Genomic DNA, 23,873 nt, shown 5'->3' with positions numbered 1-23,873 from the left:
CCCAATGCTTCCAATGGTTCGTTCGAAAAAGGGAGGGAGAGTCAAGACTACGTTAAAATAAGCAGTCTCGGCGGGTTTCGTTCACAGTCTCTTCACTGTTTTATCCGATAAAGTCGGCTCAAACCAAACATTTTGCCGGACCAATTGATACAAACGCTCGCTGAGCAAAGTTTGCGACCACACGGCGACCAATAAGCGGGATTGGGACGCCATTAGAAACAGCCACCCGTTAGCGGCCCTTCGCAGAAATTATCCTGGAAATTCAGCCAAAACGATCGGATCATCTTCCGATTGTCGGTATCCCCGCAGCCGATCCAACGCATCGTGATCTTCCATCTGGCAAATCGCCCAAACCGCGATGGCTCGCAATTCAGGATCTGGATCATCCAAGGTTGTGAACAACAGTTCGATCGCGTCGCGACGCTTTTGGCTCCCCAAAACAACGATCGCGTTTCGCAACATTCCTCTCCGCTTTGTCCTCCAAAACGGCGTCCGCCGGAACTGACTTCGAAACTGATCGTCGGTCATCGAGAAAAGCGAAGTCAGCTCCAGCCAACCAGCATGGTCACTCGACGCAGATGTTGGCTCACGATGCCCTCGCAAACCGTTCGTCTCGTTTTTCTGTCGCGAAGGACGCCGGTTCCAAGGACAAACCTCCTGGCAAACATCGCACCCAAACGCCCACTCACCAATGCCACTGCGGAGCGATAACTCAGGCAGATCAGAATTCTCGATTGTCAGGTAGCTGATGCATTTGGACGCATCTAATACGCCAGCACTGGGAAATGCATCCGTAGGACAGGCATCCAAACATGCCGTGCAGGTTCCGCAGTGGCTGGAATCATGTGGTTGATCGATTGGCAAATCGATGTCCACCAAAACACACGCGAGAAAGAAGTAGCTGCCCAATTGCTTGTTCAGCAGCAAGGTGTTTTTGCCTCTCCATCCCAGACCGGCGAGCACCGCGACTTCGCGTTCCATCAACGGCGCGGTGTCGACAATTCCGCGAGCGTTCGCTTCTGGGATTTGATCGCGAATCAATCGAACGATCCGTTTCAACTTCGGATGAATCACATCGTGATAGTCGACACCCGACCATGTGTAGCGAGCGGTCTTGCCAAATGCCAAGCCTTCATCTGAAGGGGCCGCTCCGCGGTCCGAGGCGTCGTAGTTCATTGCCAAGACAATGATTGACTTAGTGCCTTCGAGTACTCCGCCGGGATGACGATAGGCATCCAGCCGACGTTCGATGTAGTCCATCGAACCGGCGTAACCAGATTCAATCCAATCGACCAATTGATGGAACCCTTCGCTGGTAATCGCAGGTGCGATCCCCATTGCTGCGAAACCTTCTGACAGAGCAGTCTCTCGGATCTGCTCAACCAAATCGTTCACGACAAACCGGCTTTTCGATCACGGATGAGAAGCGATGTCAGATCGCTCCGACGGACAGTGGCAACCAACCGATGCGGTGGTTCATCGGTGACAACAGGCACACAGTCATCCGTTGTATGCCGGAACAACTCCACCGCATCTCGTACGGGCTGCGCGGGATGCAGCAGAACCTCTGGCGGAGTCGCCAGGTCACCGGCGCGAACCAGGTGATCAGAATGCGGATCGAAGAACGCTTGATTGAGCAAATCAAACCGAATCAAGCCGACAACGCATCGGTCTTCATCAAGAACCGGGAATGTGTTGTCGTGCGAATGCTCCACGAAGTGAACAACTTCGTTGAAGTCCGCGCTCTCGGCAATGCCCACGACGCTTCGACGCATCACCTGTTCGACTCGCATGCGTTCTGACAACGCTTGTTTCTTGCTCAGCAATCCAGCCGAACCCGCCAACCGAGTGAACACGTTTCGCAACGCACCAAGTGGCGTCCCGAACGTGTGGTGGATGGAGTTTGCAATCGGCATCTCACCGCTTTTCAGTACGGCCGCTCGAGTCAACAACGGTCCTAAAATTTCAAAGACAACCACGGTTCCGAGGATGATCGTCTGCACTTCGCCAGCCATCTCAGGATTTCGCGAAGTCGCAGTCGCGGCCAACGAAATAGCGACACCCGCCTGAGCCAACATCGCGGGGCCCAACCACGTTCGGACTTCCACCGGGGCACCCGTTCGCGATGCCATGAACCAAATGCCCGCGACCTTGCCAACACTGCGCAGCACCACGTAGCCAGCCCCGATCATGCCGACATCCATCAGCAGGTTCAGGTCCAGCTCGCTTCCGTGGACCGAAAAGAAAACCACGGTGAGCAGACCGCCGATCGAGTCCATTTGGGCGGTGATCTTTTGCGTTCCGCTCGAGGAATTCACCACGACCAAACCGACGACCAGAAACACCAACATGTATGGCAGTTCCCACGATTCGCTGAGGCCGAGCATCAACGCCGAAGCACCAACCAGCAGCACCAACCATCGCCGAGTATGCATGATTTCGCAGGCGTAGCTGATCACCAACCCGCCGACCAACCCGAGCAAGAAAGCGCCGCCGAGAGACCGCACCAATAGCAACACGGTTTGGCCGATCGAGCTCGATGCGTCGCCGCCAGCCACTTCGATCGCCAACCAAACCAATTCAAAAGCGATCACCGCGACAAGGTTGTTCAGTGTCACCAGCGTTCCAGTGAGACTGGTCACGGGACCTTCCGCATTGGTTTCCCGCAGCACGAACATCGTCGTCGCCGGTGCAGTCGCAATGGCCAAGGTCCCGAGCAGGGCAGCTTGTGCAGCCGACATGCCCAGCAAATAGGTGCCAACGGTCACCAGAATGACGGTGAACACCAACTCGCCAAACGAAAGCGGAATTGCTCGACGCGAAATTCGCCGGATTTGATCAAATGGAAACAGCGTGCCGAGGTAAAACAACACCAAGGCCATCGCGAGTTTCGTGAGCGGTTCCAGCACCAAATGATGCTCGTGCGGAATCACATCGCCAAAGCTGGGGCCAAGCAGCAAACCAGCAATCAGGTAAGCGGTCACCTTCGGCAATCGCAAATATTCGCTGGCCAGCCCCGCCAACAAACTGGCGGTCAAAAGCATTCCCAAGGTGGTCGCGATGTGCACCATCTCAACGGAACTTGAGTGCGATTCGCTCGCGACGGCGCTTGCGTCAGCAGCACCTAACAAAAGGGTTCCGATGGTGTCGATCATGGCAACTAGCGAGCGAAGGGCCGAGACGTGAGTCTGCCAAAACCGGCAAGCAGGGCCGCAGTTTAGCTAGATTTTCATTTCACCGACATAGAACCTTTCGCTCAAATTGAGAAGCCCGCCGCATCCATTCAGACACGACGGGCTTCGTCAAAATTCAGTTCTGTGAAGCTGCAGAGATCAGTCTTCCGTTTCGGCAGGGGCCTCTTCCACAACTTCATCGGTAGGTGCCTCTTCCTCGACCGAAGGCTCCGCATCGGATGTGTCACCTTCGCTCTCGCCTGCCGAATCATTCGATTCCGCCTCGGCCGAATCCGTGTCGCCGGCCTCTTCTTTCATCTCCGCATCATCGGCGTTTTCTGCCTCAGCTTCGGTTTCTGCTTCAGCCGATTCCGTCTCGGCAACTTCTTCACCGTCCGTCTTCTCGGCTTCCATTTCGCCTTCTGGCTCCGCAGCGGTTTCTTCCTCAGCTGAGGCTTCCTCCTCTGCGGCGGCTTTCTTCTCAGCTTCCGCTTTGGCAGCTTCTTCTTCCAAACGACGCTCTTCGGCTTCCAATTCAGCCTGTCGTTTCTCTGCCAAGTCCTTCTGAGTTTGACGAACTTCTTCGTACATGTCTTGATCGACTTGCCCGTACTCACCCATCAACTCAACGAATGCTTTCAACGGGAAGTCATCCGGCATTTCATCGGAATCGATCGCGATACGATAACGACGCAAGGACTCGTACAAATCCTGAGCCGTGTCATCAATCACGAGGATCGGATAGTCGTCGAAGATCTTGGCCCAAACCTCGAAGGCTTCTTCGTACAGACCGATTGCTTTCTCAAGCTCCGCGTCCGCGTTTGCCTTTTCGGCTTCGTAGATCAATCGGCGAGCTCGAACGGTCCGTTCTTCTTGCTCCGCGAGAGCCAACGTGTCCCAGTAGGGATAGTTGATCTGTTTGCGGTAGCCTTCAGTCTTCAGAACTCGTTCGTCGAGATCCTTGATGTCTTCGACCAACTGAAGAGCCTGAAGCTGCTTCGACTGCTGAGTCGCTCGAGCGACGGCGTCGTAGTCGACTTTGACTGATTCTTCAGCTGCTTTTGCGATCGACTGCTGAGACTTCGTTCGCTCCTCTTCGGGAGTCGACAAAGCATCACGTTGAACTGGAGCAAGCTTCTCAATCGCCTCCGCTCGAGCATCGAGGTAAGCATCACCAGCGACTTCCTCTAGCAAATTGATCTTGTCTTCTCGTTGGCGAATCAATTCATCCAACTGACCGAGCTTGATTGTGAAAGCAGCCGTGGTGGGAACCGATCGATTACCAAAGGCTTTCCAATCAGTTGACGCCAACTGCCAAGCATTCTGAGCTCGCTCGTCCAAGATGCCTTCTGATTCGATCGCTTCGGCGTGTTTCAGACGCCACTTTGGTCCGGTTTCGTAGAAGTTCAGTGGTGTCTGACGACGAATCTGGACACCGGATTCGACCAAGTCGTAACCTCGGTTGAGCCACAGACGACCGACCAACCAATTGTCCGGTTTGTTCGTCGGACCACGAGCTTCTGGGCTGTCGACGGCAATGTCTTCTTCCAAGAGGTCTTCGTGAAGCTTGTCGTCTTCGGAGAACAGTCGACGAAACTGTTCCTTCTCATCCGACATGCCCATCTTCTGGCCATAGAACCAACCGGTGTACCAAACCAAGCGTGGTGCTTTGCGGTTTTGGTTCACACCTTTGGTCAGGAACTCAGTCCCCTCGCGGACCATTTCGTATCGTTGACGATAATCGTCGAACTCGGTCGAAACGTTGTACGCCAAGTTGTGAGCCTGGAATTCCCAGACCTTGTCAAAGTGAGGCTGCAACAATGCGATGTTGTTGAGCGTTGCTTTCAAACGGTCCCACTCGTGCAGAACACGATAATCGTGCGACTTCTTCCAGAGCAGCGAAGCCGCCACCCCACGAAGCCCCAATGAAGCGAGCTTCATCGTTTCACTGGCAGGGCTGATTTCACCGAGATCGCTCTCGGCAATGTCATACTTGCCTCGCAACTGAGCCAAGCGGCCGCCGCCTTCCCCGCCACCACCGCTGGGTTGCCCCAACAGGTACAAGGGAATCAGCATGACCACGAGGATCATCAGATAGACCAATTTACGTCGCAGAACAGTAGTGCGATTCATGCCGCGATCTCACGCGATTTCAGGATGAAATAACTAACGATAAAGGCAAGCAGGACATACCCGAACGTTGCCGTGGCGTGCCGCGCGAGCAACGCACCGAAAATATCAAAGCCCGATGCGGCGTACTCCGCCGTCTCGACCATTTTGGGAAGGTTGGGCAGTGCCGTGGCGATCGCATCGAGGCCGTAAACAATGGCCGCGTCGACGGTTTTGATCACCTTTGCCGCGACCGTGTCGACGTCCAACTGAGTCGTCATGGCGTCTTGTCGAAGCAGACGAACCATCGATTCAATTGGTCCGCCTCCACGCTCGATTCCACTGTCGATGTAGTGACGGGTATCGAACACTTGCTCCGCAGAGAAACCAAGCAGCACGCAGACGAAGGTCGAGATCATCGCGACGGGTCCAGTCAAAAACGTACTGAACATGACGCCGAAAGCGATCACCATCGTCATCTGCAACCAAATCGATCCGTAAGCTTTGGTGAGGTTCCAACCAAACGAATTGTCGGCAGGGTGCAGGTAAACACCGCTCTTTGTCACACCCAAGTACTGAGCGCGATCGAGGCAGCGAACGATGATCATGATTTGGCCTTTTTCGTTGACCAAATCTTCAAACACGTTGAGCATGCGGGTTTCGCTGCCGTCAGTGCCCTCGATCTCGAGCGGCAAAATCTTTTCGTCGACTTCGTACTCGTCGACGATGAAAGCAACCGGATTGCTTTCGATGGCTTTGTCGGGGTGCTTCATCGTGACCGAACCACGGATGCCAGTTTCGATGTCGCCCTTGTAGGAACGATAGGCTCGCAACGAGAGGTCAACCGGAATGCCATCGGGGTAGCGTTCTTGCGTCACGTTATCAAACGTGAACTCGGCGGTACCGAGCGAGCCGCCTTCGACGTAGCCGTGCTCGATCTTGCGGTTGCCTTTGGCGACACCAATCAGACGGGCAATCCCAGTGCTGCTGTATCCACCTGCCAAACGCTCATTCCCGACGTCGATGCCTTCCTCTTGCAAGTTACCCGATCGGTCTCGGAAACGAATCGAACCATAAGATGGGATCCGTGCTCGCAGTGCACCTTGGGGCGGGCCGATCTGGAACGTTCCGTCTTCGCTTCGACGAACGACGTGACGGTGACCACGAACAATGTTCGTGAGCCCTTCGCCGGTTTCGTCCAACTTGAACGTGTGGGAGTGGAACTGGACGTAGTCCGTCTCACCTTCGTATCCACCACCCGGCAATTCGCGAACTTCGACGACTTCTTGGTGGGTGTGATCCAAACCACGGACCACAAACAACCAACTGAGTAACCCCATCGGGACGAGGATCATCGTGCCGACGCCAACAAAACCCAGCATTCGACCAGCGATGATTTCAGTCGCTCGGACCGGTTTGGTGACAATGGTGTAGATCGTTTTGTTTTTGATGTCTTCGGGCAAGGAGAACGCACTGATAAATAGTGCCAATGCCAAGACCAAGTAGTTTGTCATCGTCAGCACGAAGCTGACATAAAGTCGAGCGGGGTCATCGCTTTGCGGGTTGAGATACCAACCTGCCAGCAACAACAACACGACAAACAAGCCGACGATGTAGAGGACTTTTCGTCGAAGAGCTTCTTTGAACGAGAGCCTCGCGAGAGCAAAGATGCGTCGCAGGCTGGTTCCAGGCAGGTCGAATCGAAAGAAGTCACGAACAGCTCGAGCGACGGCAAAAAAGCCTTCGCCTGAACCGTAACGGGACGACGAGATCACGTATCCCGCGATCAATCCCAGCACGATGGCCAAGACTAACAACACGATACCCTTCAACGCGGCACTTTCTAGAAACGCACCGTCTCGAAAGAACCATTCTGAATACGACCAGAAATCTTCCGGTTGTAGGTTCATGCCTGTCCTCCGTCGCTGTCGCTGCTGCCATCATTGGCGGAAGCCGCGTCGGAACCTTGAGAAACTCGGCGAGCCCCCGGTCGAGCCTCGCTCTCACGAACGATGTTGAGGAACAAGTCTTCCATCGTTGCGGTTGGGTTGTCGATCGACTGAACCGTGCCACCATGCCGAGCGATGACGTCTGCGATTTCGGTTTTGGCCGCGTCGGACAATCCCGTCGCGTGAACTTCGGTCACGTCTTGAACCTTCAACAGGTCGCTGACTCGGCCAAGCTCTTTCAGTTCACCTTGGTGCAGAATTGCGACCCGGTCACAAACGTCTTGGACGTCGGCGAGCTGGTGGCTGCACAACAAGACGGTTTTGCCTTGGTCGCGAAGGCCGAGGATCAAGTCCTTCATTTCGCGAGTACCAATCGGGTCCAAACCGGTAGTCGGTTCGTCCAATAGGATCAGGTCGGGGTCGTTGATCAACGCCTGAGCCAAACCGACTCGGCGGGTCATTCCCTTACTGTATTCCTTCAACTGGCGGTGCTTGGCACCTTGAAGACCGACCATTTCGATCAATTGCGACACACGGTCACGCCGCTCGGAGGCGGACAAGTCGAACAGTCGGCCATAGAAGTCGAGTGTTTCGTCCGCGGTCAGAAATTTGTACAGGTACGATTCTTCGGGCAGATACCCGATTCGCTCGTTCTTGCGAGTTTCGCTGGCGTCTTGGTCAAACACCAAAACACGTCCACTGGTTGGAAACAGCAGCCCGAGGATCAGCTTGATGGTGGTGGATTTGCCGCTTCCGTTGGGGCCCAGCAAGCCAAAGATTTCTCCCGGGCGGACTTCGATGTCCAAGGACTTCAACGCGTGAACCTTTTTCCGGCCCCAAAAGTCACGGTAAATCTTGCTCAGGTTGCGGGTCTCGATGACGACCGAGCTGGAGGCGTCGGCAGAATCCGGTGTCGCGGTTTGTGGCGCGTCAGCCACAGCCGCATTGGGTTCGGTACTCACGGATGAAGGATCCCGACTCAAAGAGAAAAGACGAATAAAATGGATGAAGGAGACTCATCAAAAATCCGAGCCTACGGAGAAGTCCCCTACGCTACGAGGCATTCTCCCAGACGGTTCGGGGTTGTCAGCCATGGTTTCTATTTTTATCACTGCGACTGTTCGATTCCCGCATGCTAACGCCGCGCGGGCGATCCATGTCCCGGCGTCACCGACTATTTCACCCCGATCACGATGATTCAGAGATCGAAAGCAGATCGACCGTGATCTCGCGAAAAAGTGATGCCTATCAAGCCGCACTGGGTTGGTTGGTCGACCGAATTGACTACGAAAAGCTGGCATCATCCGGTTCGCGTTATCGTTTTACACTGGATCGAATGCGGGATTTGATCCAGCGACTAGGGCATGGTCAGCATCTCACGGTCGATTCCAATGAACTCGGCCAAATCCCCCCATCCAGTGAGACGAATTCCGCCGCGGATGAATCGGCGAAACCAGACTCCATCATCCAGCCCGGCGAATCGACCGGCGTTCAAATCGTTCACCTGGCGGGCACAAAAGGAAAAGGCAGCGCCGCCACCATGGTCGCTGCACTGCTTCACCAGGCCGGATACCGTGTTGGTCTTTACACGTCGCCGCACCTGGTGCACCTGGAAGAACGGTTTCGAGTCGATGGCGAGAACGCGACTCCCGAGGAAATGATCGGACTGATCGATTCCATGCGACCGATCGTCGAGGCGATGGCGGCCGCTCCCATCGGCGGCCCGTCGTTCTTTGAACTAACCACGGCGATGGCGATTGAACACTTCCATCGGCGGCAATGTGATGTTTGGGTTTTAGAAACCGGGTTGGGTGGACGGCTCGACAGCACGAATGTGTTCCAAAGTCACGCCACCGCGATTACCAGCATAGGGTTGGACCACCAACATGTGCTCGGTGAGACGAAGGAATTGATCGCAGCCGAGAAAGCGGGCATTTTCAAACGAGATACGCCGGCTATCAACGGCGTTCCCAGCGGTCCAGTACGAGACGTGATCGTTCGAATCGCCGACCAAATTAGCGCACCGCTGACACACCTCGGTGACGATATTCAAATCACACCCGACACGGCATCCCAAAAATGCTGGGGCAGCAGCTTCCAAATCAGCGGGCTCGGCGATTGGTTGCCAGCAGACACGGTCGTGGATTTGAAGCTCGAAGGAGCCCACCAAGTTCGCAACGCGGCGATCGCGTTGGCGTTGGTGGATGCGTTGCCCGATGTCACACGAAAGCTTCGTCCCGAACAACGCATCCATCAGTGTCTGTCGTCACTACAAATGGAAGCTCGACTGGAACGATTCGATTTGCCGGACGATCGAGTGGTGTTGCTGGACACGGCTCACAATGCCGACTCGATCGAGGCGATGCTGAACGTGTTGAATCAACGTATGCCGAAACGACAACGATCGTGCTTGTTCGGCACCAGCGCCGATAAGAATGTGCTGGCGATGCTGCAAAGAATGCAGCCACACTTCGACCGATGGACCCTCACCCGGTACGAAGGCAATCCACGGTTCGTTCCAGTCGACGATTTGCATCGCACGGCACTGCAAGCCGGATTGTCCCCCGATCACATCACCTCATTCGAGCGTCCCATGGAGGCGGTTCAGAACGCGGTCGACTCCCTCAACGTCGGCGGCGTCCTGGTCATCTGCGGCTCATTCTTCCTTGCAGCGGAGCTCCGACCATGGTTGATTCAATGCTGCGGTTCGTCGCCGGTCTCGACGACTTCGACGCCTCCAGGCGGCTCATCGAGCGGCTGAATGCCGATCCGAGCGGCTCGTTCTTCCCAACGTTTTCGGGCGTATTGCTGCAAATCGACCTGTTTGTCCGACTCGTCGACAATTTCCAGGCCGAGTAGCGTTTCCACCAGGTCTTCCAACGTTACCAAGCCGACGATGCTGCCATAATCATCGCTGACCATCGCCAAATGGTGGCGTCCTTCGAGAAGGATTTCCAACAACTTGGGCAACGGCCGATTGTGCCGAACCACAGCGACGGGACGCAGGAATTCTTTTAGCTGACGGTCCGATTGGCCGCGTGTATGAGCGAGCAGCAAGTCGACCTTCAATACGAACCCGGTGATGCGATCGAGTTGCTGATCGTAAATCGGAATACGTGAGACCGGCAGATCCGCCACCTCGCCGCTGAGAGTCGATGGCTCCGTGTTGCCCGAACCGTAGCTATTCGATTCGCGATCGGCCGATTGGTTGGGCGACGCTTTCTCGAGCAATTCTCCCACGGTCATCGTTTCGGGATAGGCGATGATGACGACCCGCGGAGTCATGATGTCTTGAGCGGTCAAATCGGGCAGTCTCATCAACGACTGAAACACTCGCGATTCGTGATCTTCCAAAACACCTTGTTGGGCTCCGATTTCGGCCATCGCGGACAGCTCATCTCGAGTCAGTGTGTGGTGACTCTTGCCGCCTGACAAAACCTTGGTCAACTGCTCGCTCATCCAGACCAACGGATACAACAAGACAATCAAATAGCCCACCGAGGCTGCCACCATCGGGCCAAGTGTTCGCCAGTGCAACGCACCGATGGTTTTCGGAATGATCTCACTGAAAACCAACACCAAAAGCGTCATCAACGCACTGGCGATACCAACCGCGTGACCACCGTAGGCGGTGTCGCCATACAACTTGGACGCTTCGGCCCCCACCCCGGCCGCACCAATCGTGTGGGCGATCGTGTTCAAACTCAAAATTGCTGCCAGCGGGCGATCAATGTTGGCCTTCAACCGGCTCAAACGTTTCGCCGCGAGCGGCTTGGTCTTTTCCAGCGTTGCGACGAACGAAGGCGTGATCGACAGCAACACCGCCTCGGCAACACTGCAGTAAAAAGAGAAGCCGATGGCCGCGACGAGATAAACTAGCAGAAGCATGGAAGTCGAATTCAATGAGAAGGAACCGGAGCTCGGGCGTGCCCATCATACAGCACACGCAAATCGTGTAACCGCCCTCTGATTCTATCGAATCGACGTTGGGCCGGACGCTCGCGTCCCTCCGCATCGGCACCGACCGGTTCCTCGCTCCGCCGGGATTGCTAAGCTTCATCACGTCGTTCCCATGGTTCAACGGCCAATCGCATCCTGGCCAACCGCTCCTTGCCGCTCGAGCTTTGTCATGCCTGCAAAACCGATCCCATCCGGCATCGTCGTCACCGGTGCCTCCAGCGGCATCGGCCAGGCAATTGCGATCCGGCTGGCAGAATACGAAAATTCCTTGGGCAGACATTCTCGATTCCTCATCCACTACCGTCGAAATCGAGAGGGGGCCGAATCGACCGCGGCAGCGATTCGAGAACAAGACCAAGACGCCGAAATCATCGCGGCGGACCTAGCTGACTCGAACGACGTGCGGCGATTGGCAGAGGAAGCGTTCAAGTTTTCCGGCGGCATCCAAACCTGGGTCAACAATGCGGGTCTGGATGTGCTGACCGGTGCCGCGGCAGAATGGTCGTTTGACGAAAAGCTCCAAAGACTGCTGGCCGTCGACGTCCAAGGCACCATCACACTTTCGCGATTGGTCGGCGAACGGCTGAAGCAGCAAGTCTGCACACAGAAACGGAATGACTCGATCGTGCCGTCGATGACCTTCATCGGATGGGACCAAGCCCCGCTTGGAATGGAAGGCGATGCGGGAATGATGTTCGGTCCGGTCAAAGCCGCGGTGATGGCGTTCTCAGCTTCGCTCGCACAAACGTTGGCACCGCACGTGCGAGTCAACACGGTCTCACCCGGATGGACGCAAACGGCTTGGGGCGAAACCACGTCGGGTTACTGGGACGACCGAGCGAAGCATCAATCGCTGATGCACCGCTGGGGGAAACCGAAAGACATCGCCGAGGCGGTCGCTTACTTGGCCGCACCCGAGAACAGTTTCGTCACCGGCCAAAACATCAACGTCAACGGTGGCTGGAATCGTCGCTTCGAGGCTCCGCCAACATCTGATCGATCAGACTCGTGATCTGATCTGCTGAGTTTTCGGGCGTTCGATCGACAACCGATTCTCTCGCCTGCTGACGCATCTTCATTCTTTCCGTCGCGTCGAGTTTGGCGTAGGCGCTGATGGCATGAGCCAATGAGTCCGCTCGATCAATTTCGACGATCCAACCATTGTGCCCATCACGAATCAAGGCTGCCACTGCTTGGGCTCGCTCATTCCCAATCACGACCAACCCGCTGTGAAGAGCCTCGTCGACGACCAATCCCCATTCGTCGCCACGGGTCGGGAAGAACATGATCTCGTGATCACGATAGGCATCACGAATCTGTTCGGCATTGCAATTGCCTCGCCAATCGATCCTCAAGTTGTCCGGCATCGCCACCTCTTTCAGTTCGGCCAGCAGTGGGCCGCCACCGATCAGTGTCCATTCAATGAGCAGGTCCGGAGATTGACGCGTCACCTCTATCATGTTCGCCAATCCTTCGCGAACGCCCTTGCGATCAATCAACTGACCAACGGTCAACACACGAACACAATCGGCTGTTTGGCTTTGGAGTTCACCTCTGTAGATCTTGGTTGGATCCGCCGAATAGTCAAACGGGGCCAATCGATCTTCCGGGACGCCGAGTCCAAGCAACCATTGCTTGCACTCGGGGCCGTTAAACGTCACTCGGTCCGCTCGGGCGAGCAACAACGAACGCTGTTTTTTTCGCAACCAACCCGATCGACTGGCCTCGATCCACGGCGAAGTGCTGACGGCGATGACTAACTGGCACCGACGTTTTCGCAATCCAAACCATCCAGATCGCGAACAGTGGAAAGCAGACAAGATGGACCGCAGTCCCAGTTCGTTCGACACCACGACATCAGCCTTTGCTCGCTTCAATTGCCGCGTCGTATCGATCGGAAAGTGGACATAGTTAATATCAGAATATCCACTCGGATGGTGATCGACCCGAGTTCGAGTCCAAGTTTTCTGCCGCCTCACATCGAGCCCACCATCATCGGGCTTCCAACTTCGATTGCCCTCCATCGAGACGGAAATCAATACAATCAATTTTCCAACACGGCGATCCCACGCCTGGGCGATGGCAATGGAATCAGGCGCGAAAAAGTTGCGTAGGTAGACGACCGTCGCGTTAGAGGCTCGCTTCATGATGTCCGTAAGACTCCAATGAGTCCACGGTCATCCGCCTTCGTTTCAGCTTCGTCGAGATGGTAATCAAAGCCGTCAAACGATTCTGACTGGTGCACATTCACTAACGCGGGATAAAAGACGCACACCATCCATACAATGGTGCATGGTCCAGGGAAAATCTCCAGTACGGTGTCTTCAGTCAAGCACGAAAGAATCGTGAAAGCAGAGAACGCTCGAATCAACAAATTCTCAGCGAAAAACACGAGGTAAAGATTCCAAAGCAACAATCCAGCCATCAATGCCCCTGCGATCAATCCTCCCGCCAACGATGCATGAAGAACCGCGTTGTGTGTCGCTTGGGAATAGTCGAGCATCAAGATAGGAGCGGCGTTGAAACCATGCCCAATGATAGGACGCTGCATGATTAGATTAGTCGCTTCGGCCCAAATTTCGGAACGCCCCGTCCCGCTCATGATCTCCTCTGCATCGCCAGATTTGGAAAGTTTTTCGAGCACCTTCCCAACTAATTGGTCCTCTCGCCCAGTCGCATAGATGAATGTGACTCCCAAAATGCTTAGCAAGGCAAGCAACGCAACGGCGGAAACTCCGAATCGTCCTCGGAGCTGATCTAAGTACAAGATGCCTACCCCAAACGCACCGGCCAGCAACGCCGTCCGACTCCAGGCCAGGTACGCCCCCAGTGCAAAACATGCCGTTAGTAGCAAAGTCACCTTCAATCGCAACACGTCACTTCGCCGTAAGTACAACGTTGCGATCAGGCCTAGCACCATCGCTCTTCCCACTGCATTGGGATGAGCCGTTCCTGACATTCGATTGACGACCAAGCCATCGGCCAGCAATTCAGGAAACGAACCAAACTTCGGCACAAAAAAGTACAAAAACAGTGCCACTCCCATTGTCGCGGTCACGCCCACCAAAACAGCGGTGACCACCCCACGCAGCCTGATGCTGAACAATGCAACAACGATAAACAAAACGTAGGCAACGTTGATCAAAACCGCAGGCAACGATGAACTGCTAATTGCGATCGGTGTTGCCAAACCGACCAACATCAAAATTGTCAACAAAACGACGGGTGGGATTGTTGTCAGAGTTTGACGCACGTCCGAAGAGGTCAGCAAACCATACATGCCGACCAAAAATGCTAGGCCTGCGACAACTAACTTGCATGCGACTCGGATGTCCAAACCAACGGTCATGGCCGTTGCGTCCGAACCAATATCGAGCGGCCCGAAAAAAGTAGACAGAGCAACCAAGCACCACGTCGTGACCGCCAGCCACGAAGATTCGTTCCATGCCGTTCGAATTTGCTGGGCGAGTTGCAGCATGGCGAGGTGGAATCGACTCAGAAAAAGCTAGCGGAGATCAGACGGCGATCGCACTCCAGCTTAATTGGGCTGGCGTTTTTTCGAAGGCGTGTTTTGATTCCGAAGTCCTGGTGGCACTGATTTCACGCCGATTCGGTCCGATTTTCGGACCAGACCACTCGCGTGGCCGCCGTATAGGCTAACGCGACGTTGTCCTCAGTAGCTCCCAAGCGTCTGTTCGCAATGAATTTGTGCCCCGAACCGTGCAATCGGTTGATCGATCGGCCTGCGTCAAATCGGCCTCCCGCCCGCGTTCGGGTTGCCTTCCGCATCTGGGCATGGACGTTTAGAATTCGCCAAAACTTGTTCCGGAATCAGGCCTTTACCCCCGGGACATCCTCCCCATCACCCCTATGCAACCGAGCCGCCTCGAATGACTGCATCAGCCCAAGGTGTGCAAACCACTTCCGCCCAATCTTCCGCGAGCCACCCCGAGCGGGTGTTCAATTTTTCGGCGGGACCAGCCACCATGCCCGAATCGGTGCTGCGGGAAGTTCAAGATGAGATGCTGTGCTACCCCGGCGCGGGCGCGTCGATCATGGAAATCAGCCACCGCGACAAATTGTTTGTCGACGTGCTTCATGACGCCGAATCCACCATTCGCGAATTGCTGAATGTCAGCGACGATTACTCGGTCATGTTCATGCAAGGCGGAGCAACACTGCAATTCTCCGCGATCCCAGCCAACCTGCTTCGCGGCAGCGGCAAACGAGCCCAGTACGTGCTGACGGGATCCTGGGGCAAAAAAGCGATCAAGGAAGCCAAGAAAGAGGGCGACGTGGATGTCCTCTTTGACGCGGCGGACTCCAACTACGACCACATTCCATCGGCGTCTGATTTGGCTTGCCCCGACGATGCTGCCTACATGTACTACTGCAGCAACGAAACCATCCAGGGCGTTCAGTTTCCAACGGAACCAAACTGCCCTGACTCGGTACCGTTAGTCAGCGACGCGTCCAGCGATTTCCTTTGTCGCCCACTTCCGATCGACCAATACGGTCTGCTCTACGCCTGTGCTCAAAAGAACGCTGGTCCCGCTGGCGTGTCCGTCGTGATCATGCGGAAGGACTTGCTCGACCAAGCCGATCCGAACATCCCCGGCTACTTGCACTTCAAGAACCATCACGACAACGACTCGGAATGGAACACTCCACCGACGTTCGCCATCTACGTGCTCGGCAAAGTCGCTCGTTGGCTTCGCGATGACATGGGCGGACTGGAAAAGATGGAATCCATCAACCGTGAAAAATCGCAGCAGTTGTATTCCGCAATCGATTCCAGCAACGGTTTTTACCGTGGTCACGCGAAAACCGATTGCCGCAGCCTGATGAACGTGACGTTCAATCTGCCCAGCGACGAACTGACCGCCAAATTCATCGCGGAAGCTGCTGAGCATAAGCTCGCCGCCCTCAAGGGCCACCGCAGTGTCGGCGGCATCCGAGCGAGTATCTACAACGCGATGCCTCGCGAAGGCGTCAACGCATTGGCGTCGTTCATGAACGACTTTGCCAGCAAGAACAGCTAGACGGCATCCCACAAACCATCCATCCCCCTTCAATCTCAGTCCCCAACATGCATCGCATTCTCGTTCTGGACGACATCGCCCAAGAAGGCATCGACCTACTCGAAGCCTCCGAAGGCATCGAATATGAAGTTCGCACCAAACTCAAAGGCGAAGAACTTCGCCAATCACTCAACGAGTTCGACGCGGCGATCCTTCGCAGCGGCGTGACCATCACGCCCGAGTCCTTGGAAGGCAACACCCGTTTGCGAGCCTTGGTTCGCGCCGGCGTGGGCACCGACAACATCGACAAACCCGCCGCCACGCGTCGCGGAATCGTTGTAATGAACACTCCCGCTGGCAACACGGTCAGCACCGCCGAACACACGTTCGCCATGCTGCTCGCGATGAGCCGCAACATCGCCGCGGCCAATCAAAGCTTGGTCGAAGGCCGCTGGGACCGGAAGAAATTCATGGGCACCCAGGTCGCTGGCAAGACCTTGGGCATCGTCGGCATGGGCCGCATCGGTCGCGAAGTCGCCTCGCGTGCTCAAGCATTCGACATGGACGTGGTCGCGTTTGATCCGTTCCTGACCGATGACCAGGCCGAATCGCTGAAGGTCCGCCGAGTGGCAACGGTCGACGAGATGCTTCCGCAAATCGATTACTTGACCGTCCATACGCCGCTGACCCCAGAAACTCGCGGTTTGATCGGCATGGAGCAACTCGAGAAGGTCAAACCCGGCCTTCGGATCATCAACGTGGCTCGTGGTGGAATCTACGACGCCGAAGCGATGGTCGAAGGTCTGAAGTCTGGCAAACTCGGTGGTGTCGCACTCGACGTTTACGAGAACGAACCTTGCACAGACAGCCCGCTGTTCGGAATGCCCGGCGTCGTCTGCACGCCTCACTTGGGTGCCAGCACCGAAGAGGCACAAACGCAAGTCGCCGTCGAAGGCATCCACTTGCTGCTGAGCTACTTGCGAACCGGCGAAATTCGTCACAGCGTCAACGTCGCGTCGCTTGATCCTAAAACCCTGGCCGAACTTCGTGGCCACCTCAACGTGGCTCACCGACTGGGATTGTTCCTCAGCCAACTGCACGGTGGTGGCATCGACCACGCTCGCCTGACTTTCCGCGGCGAAGTCTCCGGCAAAGACACTCGAGTTCTCAACAACGCGTTCTGCGCCGGGTTGCTGGAACGTGTCGTTGAAGATGCCAATGTGATCAACTCCGAAATGCTGCTTCGCGAACGTGGCATTGAACTCACCTGCGAACGCGTCGGCGACAAAGGTGCCTTCACCAGCAGCATCACCGCTGAGGTCAGTGGCAACGGCAAAACGGTCCAAGCCGGTGCCGCAATCCTCGGCCACGAAATGCCACGATTGATTCTCGTCAACGGTTATCGTTTGGAATCGTTCTTGGACGGCAAACTGTTGGTCTTTGTCCACAAGGACGTGCCCGGAATCATTGGTCGTGTCGGAACCACGTTCGGCAGCCACGGCGTCAACATCGCTCAAATGGCGGTCGGCCGCGAAGGCGATGCTCCCGGCGGTGCAGCCATCGGCGTCCTCAGCCTCGATGGCGACGTCCCCCAAGCTGCACTGGACGACTTGCTCGCCATCGATGCGATCACGGAGTGCCAAGTCATCGACATGCCCGGTGCAGGCCAATTGCCAAGCTGGCTCAGCTAGACATTGCCCTCCGAAAGGTCAAATCCTTTTCGGACGATGCCCAATCGCGGCAAACATGACCGCATGAATCGAAAAAGGCTCGGTGAAATCACCGAGCCTTTTTTGCTGAACGTTGTATCGCCATGTCGCTGCTTTTTAGCGAACGATGCGAGCAGCGGATGTCGCCATCACGTGCGGCGTATCGATTCCTTTCAGATACCCACTCTCGCCGGTCACCCGAATGGTTGCTCCTAAGTGCGAGTGCACATCGACACCGGGCGCGGGAGTGATGTATGCGAGCGTTCGTCCGCCACGATCGGTGATCGCATAGGGCGGTCGAGTTGGATCGGCTGAATAAACCTCCACCAAAGTTCCCTCATGAACGGGCAATGCCGCCGGTGCCGGAACTTCGTGAGCGACGGTCGCCGTGTTTTGAACTGGCAAGTTCGCCGGAGTCTGATTCATGGACGATGATTGCGAACCGTAGTTGATTTGCGAACCCGTTGTGACAACCGACGAAATCGGCGCGACATTGGAGTGAATGGTGGGAACAGGCGTGATCGGCGTGGGCAATCCCAACGTCTGGACCACCGTTTCACCATCTCTTCGTTGAGCAACAACCTGGTATTCGCGGCAACGAGTCGCCAAGGCGTGAAGTTGCAAGCGTTCAGCCGCTTCCGCGACCAAACCGATCTCGGGTGCGGATGCTCCACGAGCCATCAACTTAGAAAACAACACTGGCAGCGTCGCCACATCGGATTGGGCAACGTCACGCTGCACTTGTTCCATTTGAGCCGCCGCGATGGTTCGCAACTTAGGCGTCGCCGGCGGAAAGACTGCCGAGACCTGCTGGATGCCCGAAGGCTGACCTGGATTGACCGAACCGCCCATCGTTGCAACGCTCCCGCTCCCGTCCACCATTCGCGGGCGCGACGTGATCGTCATGGTTGAATCTTGCGGTGCCTGTGATGCCGGAACCGTCGTGGGCGATGCAGTTGTCGATGCCACACTCGAACCGATTGGCAACACACCACTGCCAACAACCGGCGCGGCGGCAGGAACGGCAGCTCTCGGTGTAGCGGGCATTGCTTCTTCATGCGCCACCGTGGCGACGTCGTTGGTGATCGTTTCCGTACGTGCAACGCGATGGTCTTCGATCGGCACCAAATCGGGAATACGACGACTCGACCGCGTGATGGGTTCGAGATCAGCTGCCTCTTTCAAACCGCCGCCAACCAACGATTCCAGGCCTCGAGCAATTCGATCGGACAAACTTCGTGGGTGGTGATCCTCTTTTTCTTCGATCTCCGCTCCGGGATGAGCTTGTTCTTCGCTGCGACTCAAACGAGCAACACGTTCGGCCAATTCGCGACGAGGATGCGATCGTTCGGCATCTGTTTCGCTGAGATGCGTGTCGGTGTCCAAGTCCCAATCTTCGTTTGCCACGTCAGCTTCAAACTGCGACATCGCCACGCGAGGCTGCTTGGCAGCAGGAGTGGGCTCGGTATTTCCATCCGGCAAAAACATGTGCTGGGCGGGTTCGGGTCGCTTCAAACTCGCAACCAAAGCTTCCGCGGTCGCTGCGGTTTGGTCGCGATGAATCCAGCGAAACTCACCGGAAGGTGGCACGACTCGGTACCAGGTTTGTGGCCCATCGGGTCCTTCCCGTTCGCTGCTTCCAACGATTGTGACTTCTTCGCCTTTCGCCAACTGAACCTGCCAGCGGTAGCGACGCGCACGGCCAAGATTGGTTCCGATCCACGCAACCGTTTTGTCTTCCGTCACCGTGGCAGATCCCAGGACATCACCACCGCTTTGTCGCTTTGGCTGGGCTTGTTGGCTGAGTTCGACTGCATCGGCAGCAACCCAGCAAAAGCTTTGCTCGACGGGACGCACGCCCAACCATCCATCACCTGTTTCGACGTAGACCTCGAGTTCCTGTCCGTGTCGAACCGCTTCGGTTTTGTAGTACTCGCCCGATGGTCCGCACCGAAGATGGGCTCCTTCATCGGATACAAACACCAGGTAGGGCTGGCTGACCGTGTTGGCGGAATTGTCTTGGCCATTCGCAGAACCAGCGACGGTCGCAACAAAGGCTAGACCGCCCAAAACGAATTTCAGAGCGAGGGATGACAACATCCCCGCGTGCAGCGAAGGGTTGGCGGTGTGTTCGTTCATCAAAACACTGCGTATGGCGCGGAAAACCGGATGGTGCCGTCCCCAGACCAGCCTGATGAGACGGCGATGCACCTCAAACCAGGGCATCACACCGATCGATAGCTAGATTCCGCCCTCCGCGACAAGATCAATCATTCGCGAAGCACCACTGAGACGCCGATTTCAAACGCCCGGGCGAATTTCCCAGGTTTGGCCCTCCACTCTAGCCGCTAACTGACGCGAATCTCGCACGGAGGAGAGCATCGAACTTCGGCGTGAGCGTCCTGAAATTCTCGTCAGATCCGGTCTTCGGATCCGCTCGCTTGGAGGGCCGCGACGACTTCGCGAACCCGTTCCTCGGAAGTCTTTGGCGCCACCAAAGTCGCGTCCGCGGTTTGCACGACAATCAGATCGTGAACGTCAATCGTCGCGATCGTGTGCCCGGGGTTCCCATGAATAATACAACCACTCGAATCAACATTCACATGCGATCCGACGACCGCATTGCCGAATTCATCGGCCGGGTGAAGACGAGAAACGGCTTGCCAGCTTCCAACATCGTCCCAGTCGAACGGTGCCTCGATGACGACGACCGGTGAGTGTCGTTCCATCACGGCGTAGTCGATCGACTTGCCTTCGATGGCGGCGAATTCTTTTTGCAGCACCTCATCGTATTCGTCGGTGCCAATCGCATCTGAGATCGCTTGGATGTGCGAATACATTTTAGGTTCGTGTTGCTTGAGCGCATCCAAAATCGTTTGGGCCTTCCAAAGGAAAATGCCGCTGTTCCACGAAAACGTTCCCTCGTCCAGATACTTCTTCGCAGTCTCCGAATCCGGTTTCTCTCGGAACGTTTTGACTTTGTACGCCTCATGCCCCTCAATCACGTCGCCGCGTTGGATGTAGCCAAAGGATTCCGCCGGATAAGAAGGCTTGATCCCAAAAGTCACAATCGCATCGGGATGCTCGGCCAAAATCGCTTCGCCACGACGGACACCCTCAGCGAATTTGTCATGACGCAAAATCACGTGATCGGAGGGGCAAACCAACATCACCGCATCGGGATCTTCGTGAGCCACCAAGGCCGCGGCCAAACCGACGCATGGTGCGGTGTCGCGTCGACATGGTTCGCCAACGATCGTTTCGCGACGAAGTTCGGGCAACTGCTCCGCGATAGGCTCGACCAATGCGACCGACGTCAACACGTGTGTTCGCTCCGCCGGAATCACTGAACTGAGCCGATCTCGCGTGGCCTGAATCATCGTGCGTTCGCCGGCGAGCGAGAGCAACTGCTTTGGCTTGGCCTTCCGAGAAGCGGGCCAAAAGCGAGTTCCGCTGCCACCTGCCATGATGATTGCGTGAAGCATGAATCGAATCCGTGTTGAAAGTCGAGTCGAATGGAGAAAAGAATTCTGCGGCTACTTTTCCGATTGATTGATCCGCTCACGCAACAATTGCAATGCGGTGGAGAAAATCTCAACGTCGGGAGCGAGCTCTGCCGCCCGTTGTAATTGCTTTTCCGCAGCAGGCAAATCACCGGACAAATACAACGCCAATCCATACCGGTATTGAACGTCGGCGTTTTTGGACGCCAACTTCGCATCGCGTCCCAACAACGGTAATTCATCGCGTCGAAGCTGAGCCGCTTTCTCGGAAGCTTGAATCATCAATTCGTTCAGAGCCCCACTGCCGCCGAACAACTGAACAATCGCTGACTGTGCTTCGCGAGACTGAGCCGCGGCAGAGACCAATTGATCCAGCATCGACGCATAATTGGTCCGAGGCCCAGACATACTCGGCTGGACCCGGATTGCATTCTGGTAGGCTTCTGCAGCTTCCAGATAATCGCCGCGTTGCTCGCTAAGTGACGCCCACGCCATGTGAGCGCCGGCACGGTCAGAGGCCAACATCAATTCGTCTTCGATCGCATCGATCGCCAGGTCGGCTTGCTTTTGTCGCGTACCAGAAAGAGTCTGATAGCCGCCCGACGAAACCAATGCCTTCGTCGCTTCACTGCGAACCAAACGGGACGGGTCCGTTAACAACGGCAGCAACGTTTTGACCGCGTCCGACGGTCCGCTGGCGCCCATCACGCGTGCCGCAGTCGCACGAAGGATTGGATGTTCATTCGAATCTTTGAGCACTGCTTTTGCCGCAGAAATTGACTCACGTCCTCGGCCGCTTTGCAGCAACTCGTCGAGCGTGGTGGCACGAGCCAATACAGGAGCTATCTCCGGCGGCTCCATCACGTATCGAAGTGCTTTCGCGATCGAGCCTGAATCACCACTTCGCAAGCCGTGCAAAATTTCGCCGTAGTGAGCCGGTGTTTGCCGGTCGTCGCCGTACCATCGATCACATGCTTCATCGCACCATTGGTCGGTTTTCGAAATCGCCTCCGCAACCTCTTCGTCGCCTTCCGAAGCTGCCAACAACCAATCTTGGTACAAGTCCAGCGACTCACGCTTGTCTGCCGAGATGTTCTCGAGCTGATCTTTCACATGGCAACTGCTACATGCATTCGGAGTTCCAATCGAAACCGACAAATCCGGTCGCGGCACACGCAAGCTGTGATCGCGGCGTGGATCAACTTCCATGTATGTCGTGTGGGGCATGTGGCAATTGACGCACTTCGCACCCTCGGAACCAACCGCGTGGTGATGGTGCGATGGAACGTCGTACTTTCCTGCGGCATGCTGGTGGCAAGACGTGCACGTTTCGTTGCCTGGATGCTTCAGTTCCAGCGAATGCGGATCGTGACAGTCGGTGCAGCGGATGCCTTTGTGAAACATCTTGCTCTGCACAAACGAACCATACACGTAGACTTCGTCTTTGATTTGTCCGTCGTCGTGATAGGTATCGCCGCGAAGCAGTTCCAAGTTGAAGTGGCTGCAGAACGGATCGCCCGCTTGGTAATCCGCATCCATCAGGCTTCTGCGACTGTGACACGGCGCGCATGCTTCCAATTGTCCGGTGGCGTCTTCGCCTTTCAACTGAGCCAGCCCGTAACCGTGGTGCCGATCCCAGAAGAGCGAGTTCCCACGGGCCATCTCGATGTGCAAACTCGCGGGGCCGTGGCACGCTTCGCAACTGACGTCGATCTCTGAAAACGTTGTGTGATAGGTCAGTGTTTCAACATCGTGGTTTGTCTTCAAATTGGTCGAGTGACAATCTGCGCACATGGTTTGCCAACGCTGAGCAACACCGGTCCAGTGCAGTGGATCGTTCGGCTCAAGCTTCTCAGGCACATCCGGCGGACGCAGATAGAACCATTCTTTGCGATGGGTATCCCAACTGATCCTCAAGACTTGTAATCGTCCGATCTCATCATCGCTCGATTCGGGATCGCGATCGAACTCCACCATGTATTGCTGCAGTGGATCCACTCCGAAGACGTACTTCACCTCGAAGTCTTGCATCTTGCCATCGGGGCCCTCGGTATGAACCATGAACCGGTCACCGTCTCGAAACAGCCGGTTCTGCAATCCGTCATGCTCGAAGACGACATCGTTGAAATCGCCGATCACGCTTTCGTCGGTTGCCACATCCATGGCCAAATCATGGTGAGAACCTTTGAATGCCAACGATTCGGTTTGATGGCATTCGACGCAGGCATCTCGCCCGACATAAGTAGCAACCGCGGATTTCGGCAGACCGGTGAAATAGTCCGCTGCAACGACGCCCGTGATCAACACGACCAGAGAGACGAAGACCAGCGTCAACGGTCGCTTGAGTTGATTTCGAAGGGCGAGAAGCATGAAGAGAAGACGGGGAAGGGAGGGGAGGACGGATCACGACCGATAGCGATCCGGTCCAAGGCGAGGCGGGATCCTCGAG

The 23,873-nt window shown here is 55.9% G+C and carries 15 protein-coding genes; 4 read left to right on the top strand and 11 right to left on the bottom strand.

All coding sequences use genetic code 11. The annotated features are described in order from the left end of the window. Positions 1-249: 249 nt before the first annotated feature. The 5 genes from queG to RE6C_RS20545 all read right to left on the bottom strand — a co-directional run bounded on the left by queG (position 250) and on the right by RE6C_RS20545 (position 8,193). Positions 250-1,395, bottom strand: coding sequence for a tRNA epoxyqueuosine(34) reductase QueG (gene queG / locus RE6C_RS20565; protein WP_008659672.1), 1,146 nt, complete (start codon positions 1,393-1,395; stop codon positions 250-252). After that, complete coding sequence (locus RE6C_RS20560; protein WP_008659670.1) at positions 1,392-3,155, bottom strand: cation:proton antiporter domain-containing protein; 1,764 nt, start codon at positions 3,153-3,155, stop codon at positions 1,392-1,394. The genes queG and RE6C_RS20560 overlap by 4 nt, the downstream gene beginning before the upstream one ends. Positions 3,156-3,332: 177 nt before the next feature. Next, positions 3,333-5,306, bottom strand: a complete 1,974-nt coding sequence (locus tag RE6C_RS20555) for an IRE (iron responsive element) (RefSeq protein WP_236618381.1) — start codon at positions 5,304-5,306, stop codon at positions 3,333-3,335. Continuing rightward, positions 5,303-7,192, bottom strand: a complete 1,890-nt coding sequence (locus RE6C_RS20550; protein WP_008659666.1) for an ABC transporter permease — start codon at positions 7,190-7,192, stop codon at positions 5,303-5,305. The genes RE6C_RS20555 and RE6C_RS20550 overlap by 4 nt, the downstream gene beginning before the upstream one ends. Beyond that, positions 7,189-8,193 (bottom strand): ABC transporter ATP-binding protein, encoded by a 1,005-nt coding sequence (locus tag RE6C_RS20545; protein WP_008659665.1) that lies wholly within the window; start codon positions 8,191-8,193, stop codon positions 7,189-7,191. The genes RE6C_RS20550 and RE6C_RS20545 overlap by 4 nt, the downstream gene beginning before the upstream one ends. A 260-nt stretch (positions 8,194-8,453) precedes the next feature. Here RE6C_RS20545 and RE6C_RS20540 point away from each other — a divergent pair, with 260 nt between their 5' ends. After that, positions 8,454-9,992 carry a bifunctional folylpolyglutamate synthase/dihydrofolate synthase gene (locus RE6C_RS20540; protein ID WP_008659664.1) on the top strand — a complete coding sequence of 513 codons (1,539 nt, stop codon included), beginning with the start codon at positions 8,454-8,456 and terminating at the stop codon, positions 9,990-9,992. Here the strand turns inward: RE6C_RS20540 and RE6C_RS20535 are convergent. Then, positions 9,926-11,119, bottom strand: coding sequence for a CNNM domain-containing protein (locus RE6C_RS20535; RefSeq protein ID WP_008659663.1), 1,194 nt, complete (start codon positions 11,117-11,119; stop codon positions 9,926-9,928). The genes RE6C_RS20540 and RE6C_RS20535 overlap by 67 nt on opposite strands. A gap of 241 nt (positions 11,120-11,360) precedes the next feature. On the opposite strand from RE6C_RS20535, the gene RE6C_RS20530 reads away from it, so the two are divergent. After that, on the top strand, positions 11,361-12,203 hold the full coding sequence (locus tag RE6C_RS20530) for an SDR family NAD(P)-dependent oxidoreductase (protein WP_008659662.1): 843 nt from the start codon (positions 11,361-11,363) through the stop codon (positions 12,201-12,203). Here RE6C_RS20530 and RE6C_RS20525 read toward each other — a convergent pair. After that, positions 12,142-13,338, bottom strand: a complete 1,197-nt coding sequence (locus RE6C_RS20525) for a glycosyltransferase family 4 protein (RefSeq protein WP_039962778.1) — start codon at positions 13,336-13,338, stop codon at positions 12,142-12,144. The two genes, RE6C_RS20530 and RE6C_RS20525, sit on opposite strands and share 62 nt — an antisense overlap. Then, positions 13,335-14,669: an O-antigen ligase family protein gene (locus RE6C_RS20520; RefSeq protein ID WP_008659657.1), complete on the bottom strand. Its 1,335-nt coding sequence runs from the start codon at positions 14,667-14,669 to the stop codon at positions 13,335-13,337. The genes RE6C_RS20525 and RE6C_RS20520 overlap by 4 nt, the downstream gene beginning before the upstream one ends. Positions 14,670-15,081: 412 nt before the next feature. Between RE6C_RS20520 and serC the strand changes: the two genes are divergently transcribed. Further along, positions 15,082-16,233: a 3-phosphoserine/phosphohydroxythreonine transaminase gene (serC, locus tag RE6C_RS20510; RefSeq protein ID WP_081605702.1), complete on the top strand. Its 1,152-nt coding sequence runs from the start codon at positions 15,082-15,084 to the stop codon at positions 16,231-16,233. Between the two features lie 47 nt (positions 16,234-16,280). Beyond that, the gene (gene serA / locus RE6C_RS20505) at positions 16,281-17,903 is read left to right on the top strand and encodes a phosphoglycerate dehydrogenase (RefSeq protein ID WP_008659653.1); all 1,623 of its coding nucleotides are present in this window, start codon (positions 16,281-16,283) and stop codon (positions 17,901-17,903) included. Between the two features lie 135 nt (positions 17,904-18,038). On the opposite strand, the gene RE6C_RS20500 is transcribed toward serA, so the two are convergent. The 3 genes from RE6C_RS20500 to RE6C_RS20490 form a co-directional block, all read right to left on the bottom strand. Next, positions 18,039-20,060, bottom strand: coding sequence for an SH3 domain-containing protein (locus RE6C_RS20500; protein ID WP_008659651.1), 2,022 nt, complete (start codon positions 20,058-20,060; stop codon positions 18,039-18,041). A gap of 275 nt (positions 20,061-20,335) precedes the next feature. After that, positions 20,336-21,406, bottom strand: a complete 1,071-nt coding sequence (locus RE6C_RS20495; protein WP_008659650.1) for a mannose-1-phosphate guanylyltransferase — start codon at positions 21,404-21,406, stop codon at positions 20,336-20,338. 51 nt (positions 21,407-21,457) lie between these two features. Further along, complete coding sequence (locus RE6C_RS20490; RefSeq protein WP_008659648.1) at positions 21,458-23,794, bottom strand: HEAT repeat domain-containing protein; 2,337 nt, start codon at positions 23,792-23,794, stop codon at positions 21,458-21,460. Between the last annotated feature and the right edge of the window lie 79 nt (positions 23,795-23,873).

The organism is Rhodopirellula europaea 6C, from assembly GCF_000338295.1.
In the GTDB taxonomy this organism is placed as follows: Bacteria; Planctomycetota; Planctomycetia; order Pirellulales; family Pirellulaceae; genus Rhodopirellula; species Rhodopirellula europaea.
The sequence above is the reverse complement of the archived record's forward strand: the minus strand, read 5'-3'. Positions and strand labels throughout refer to the sequence as shown.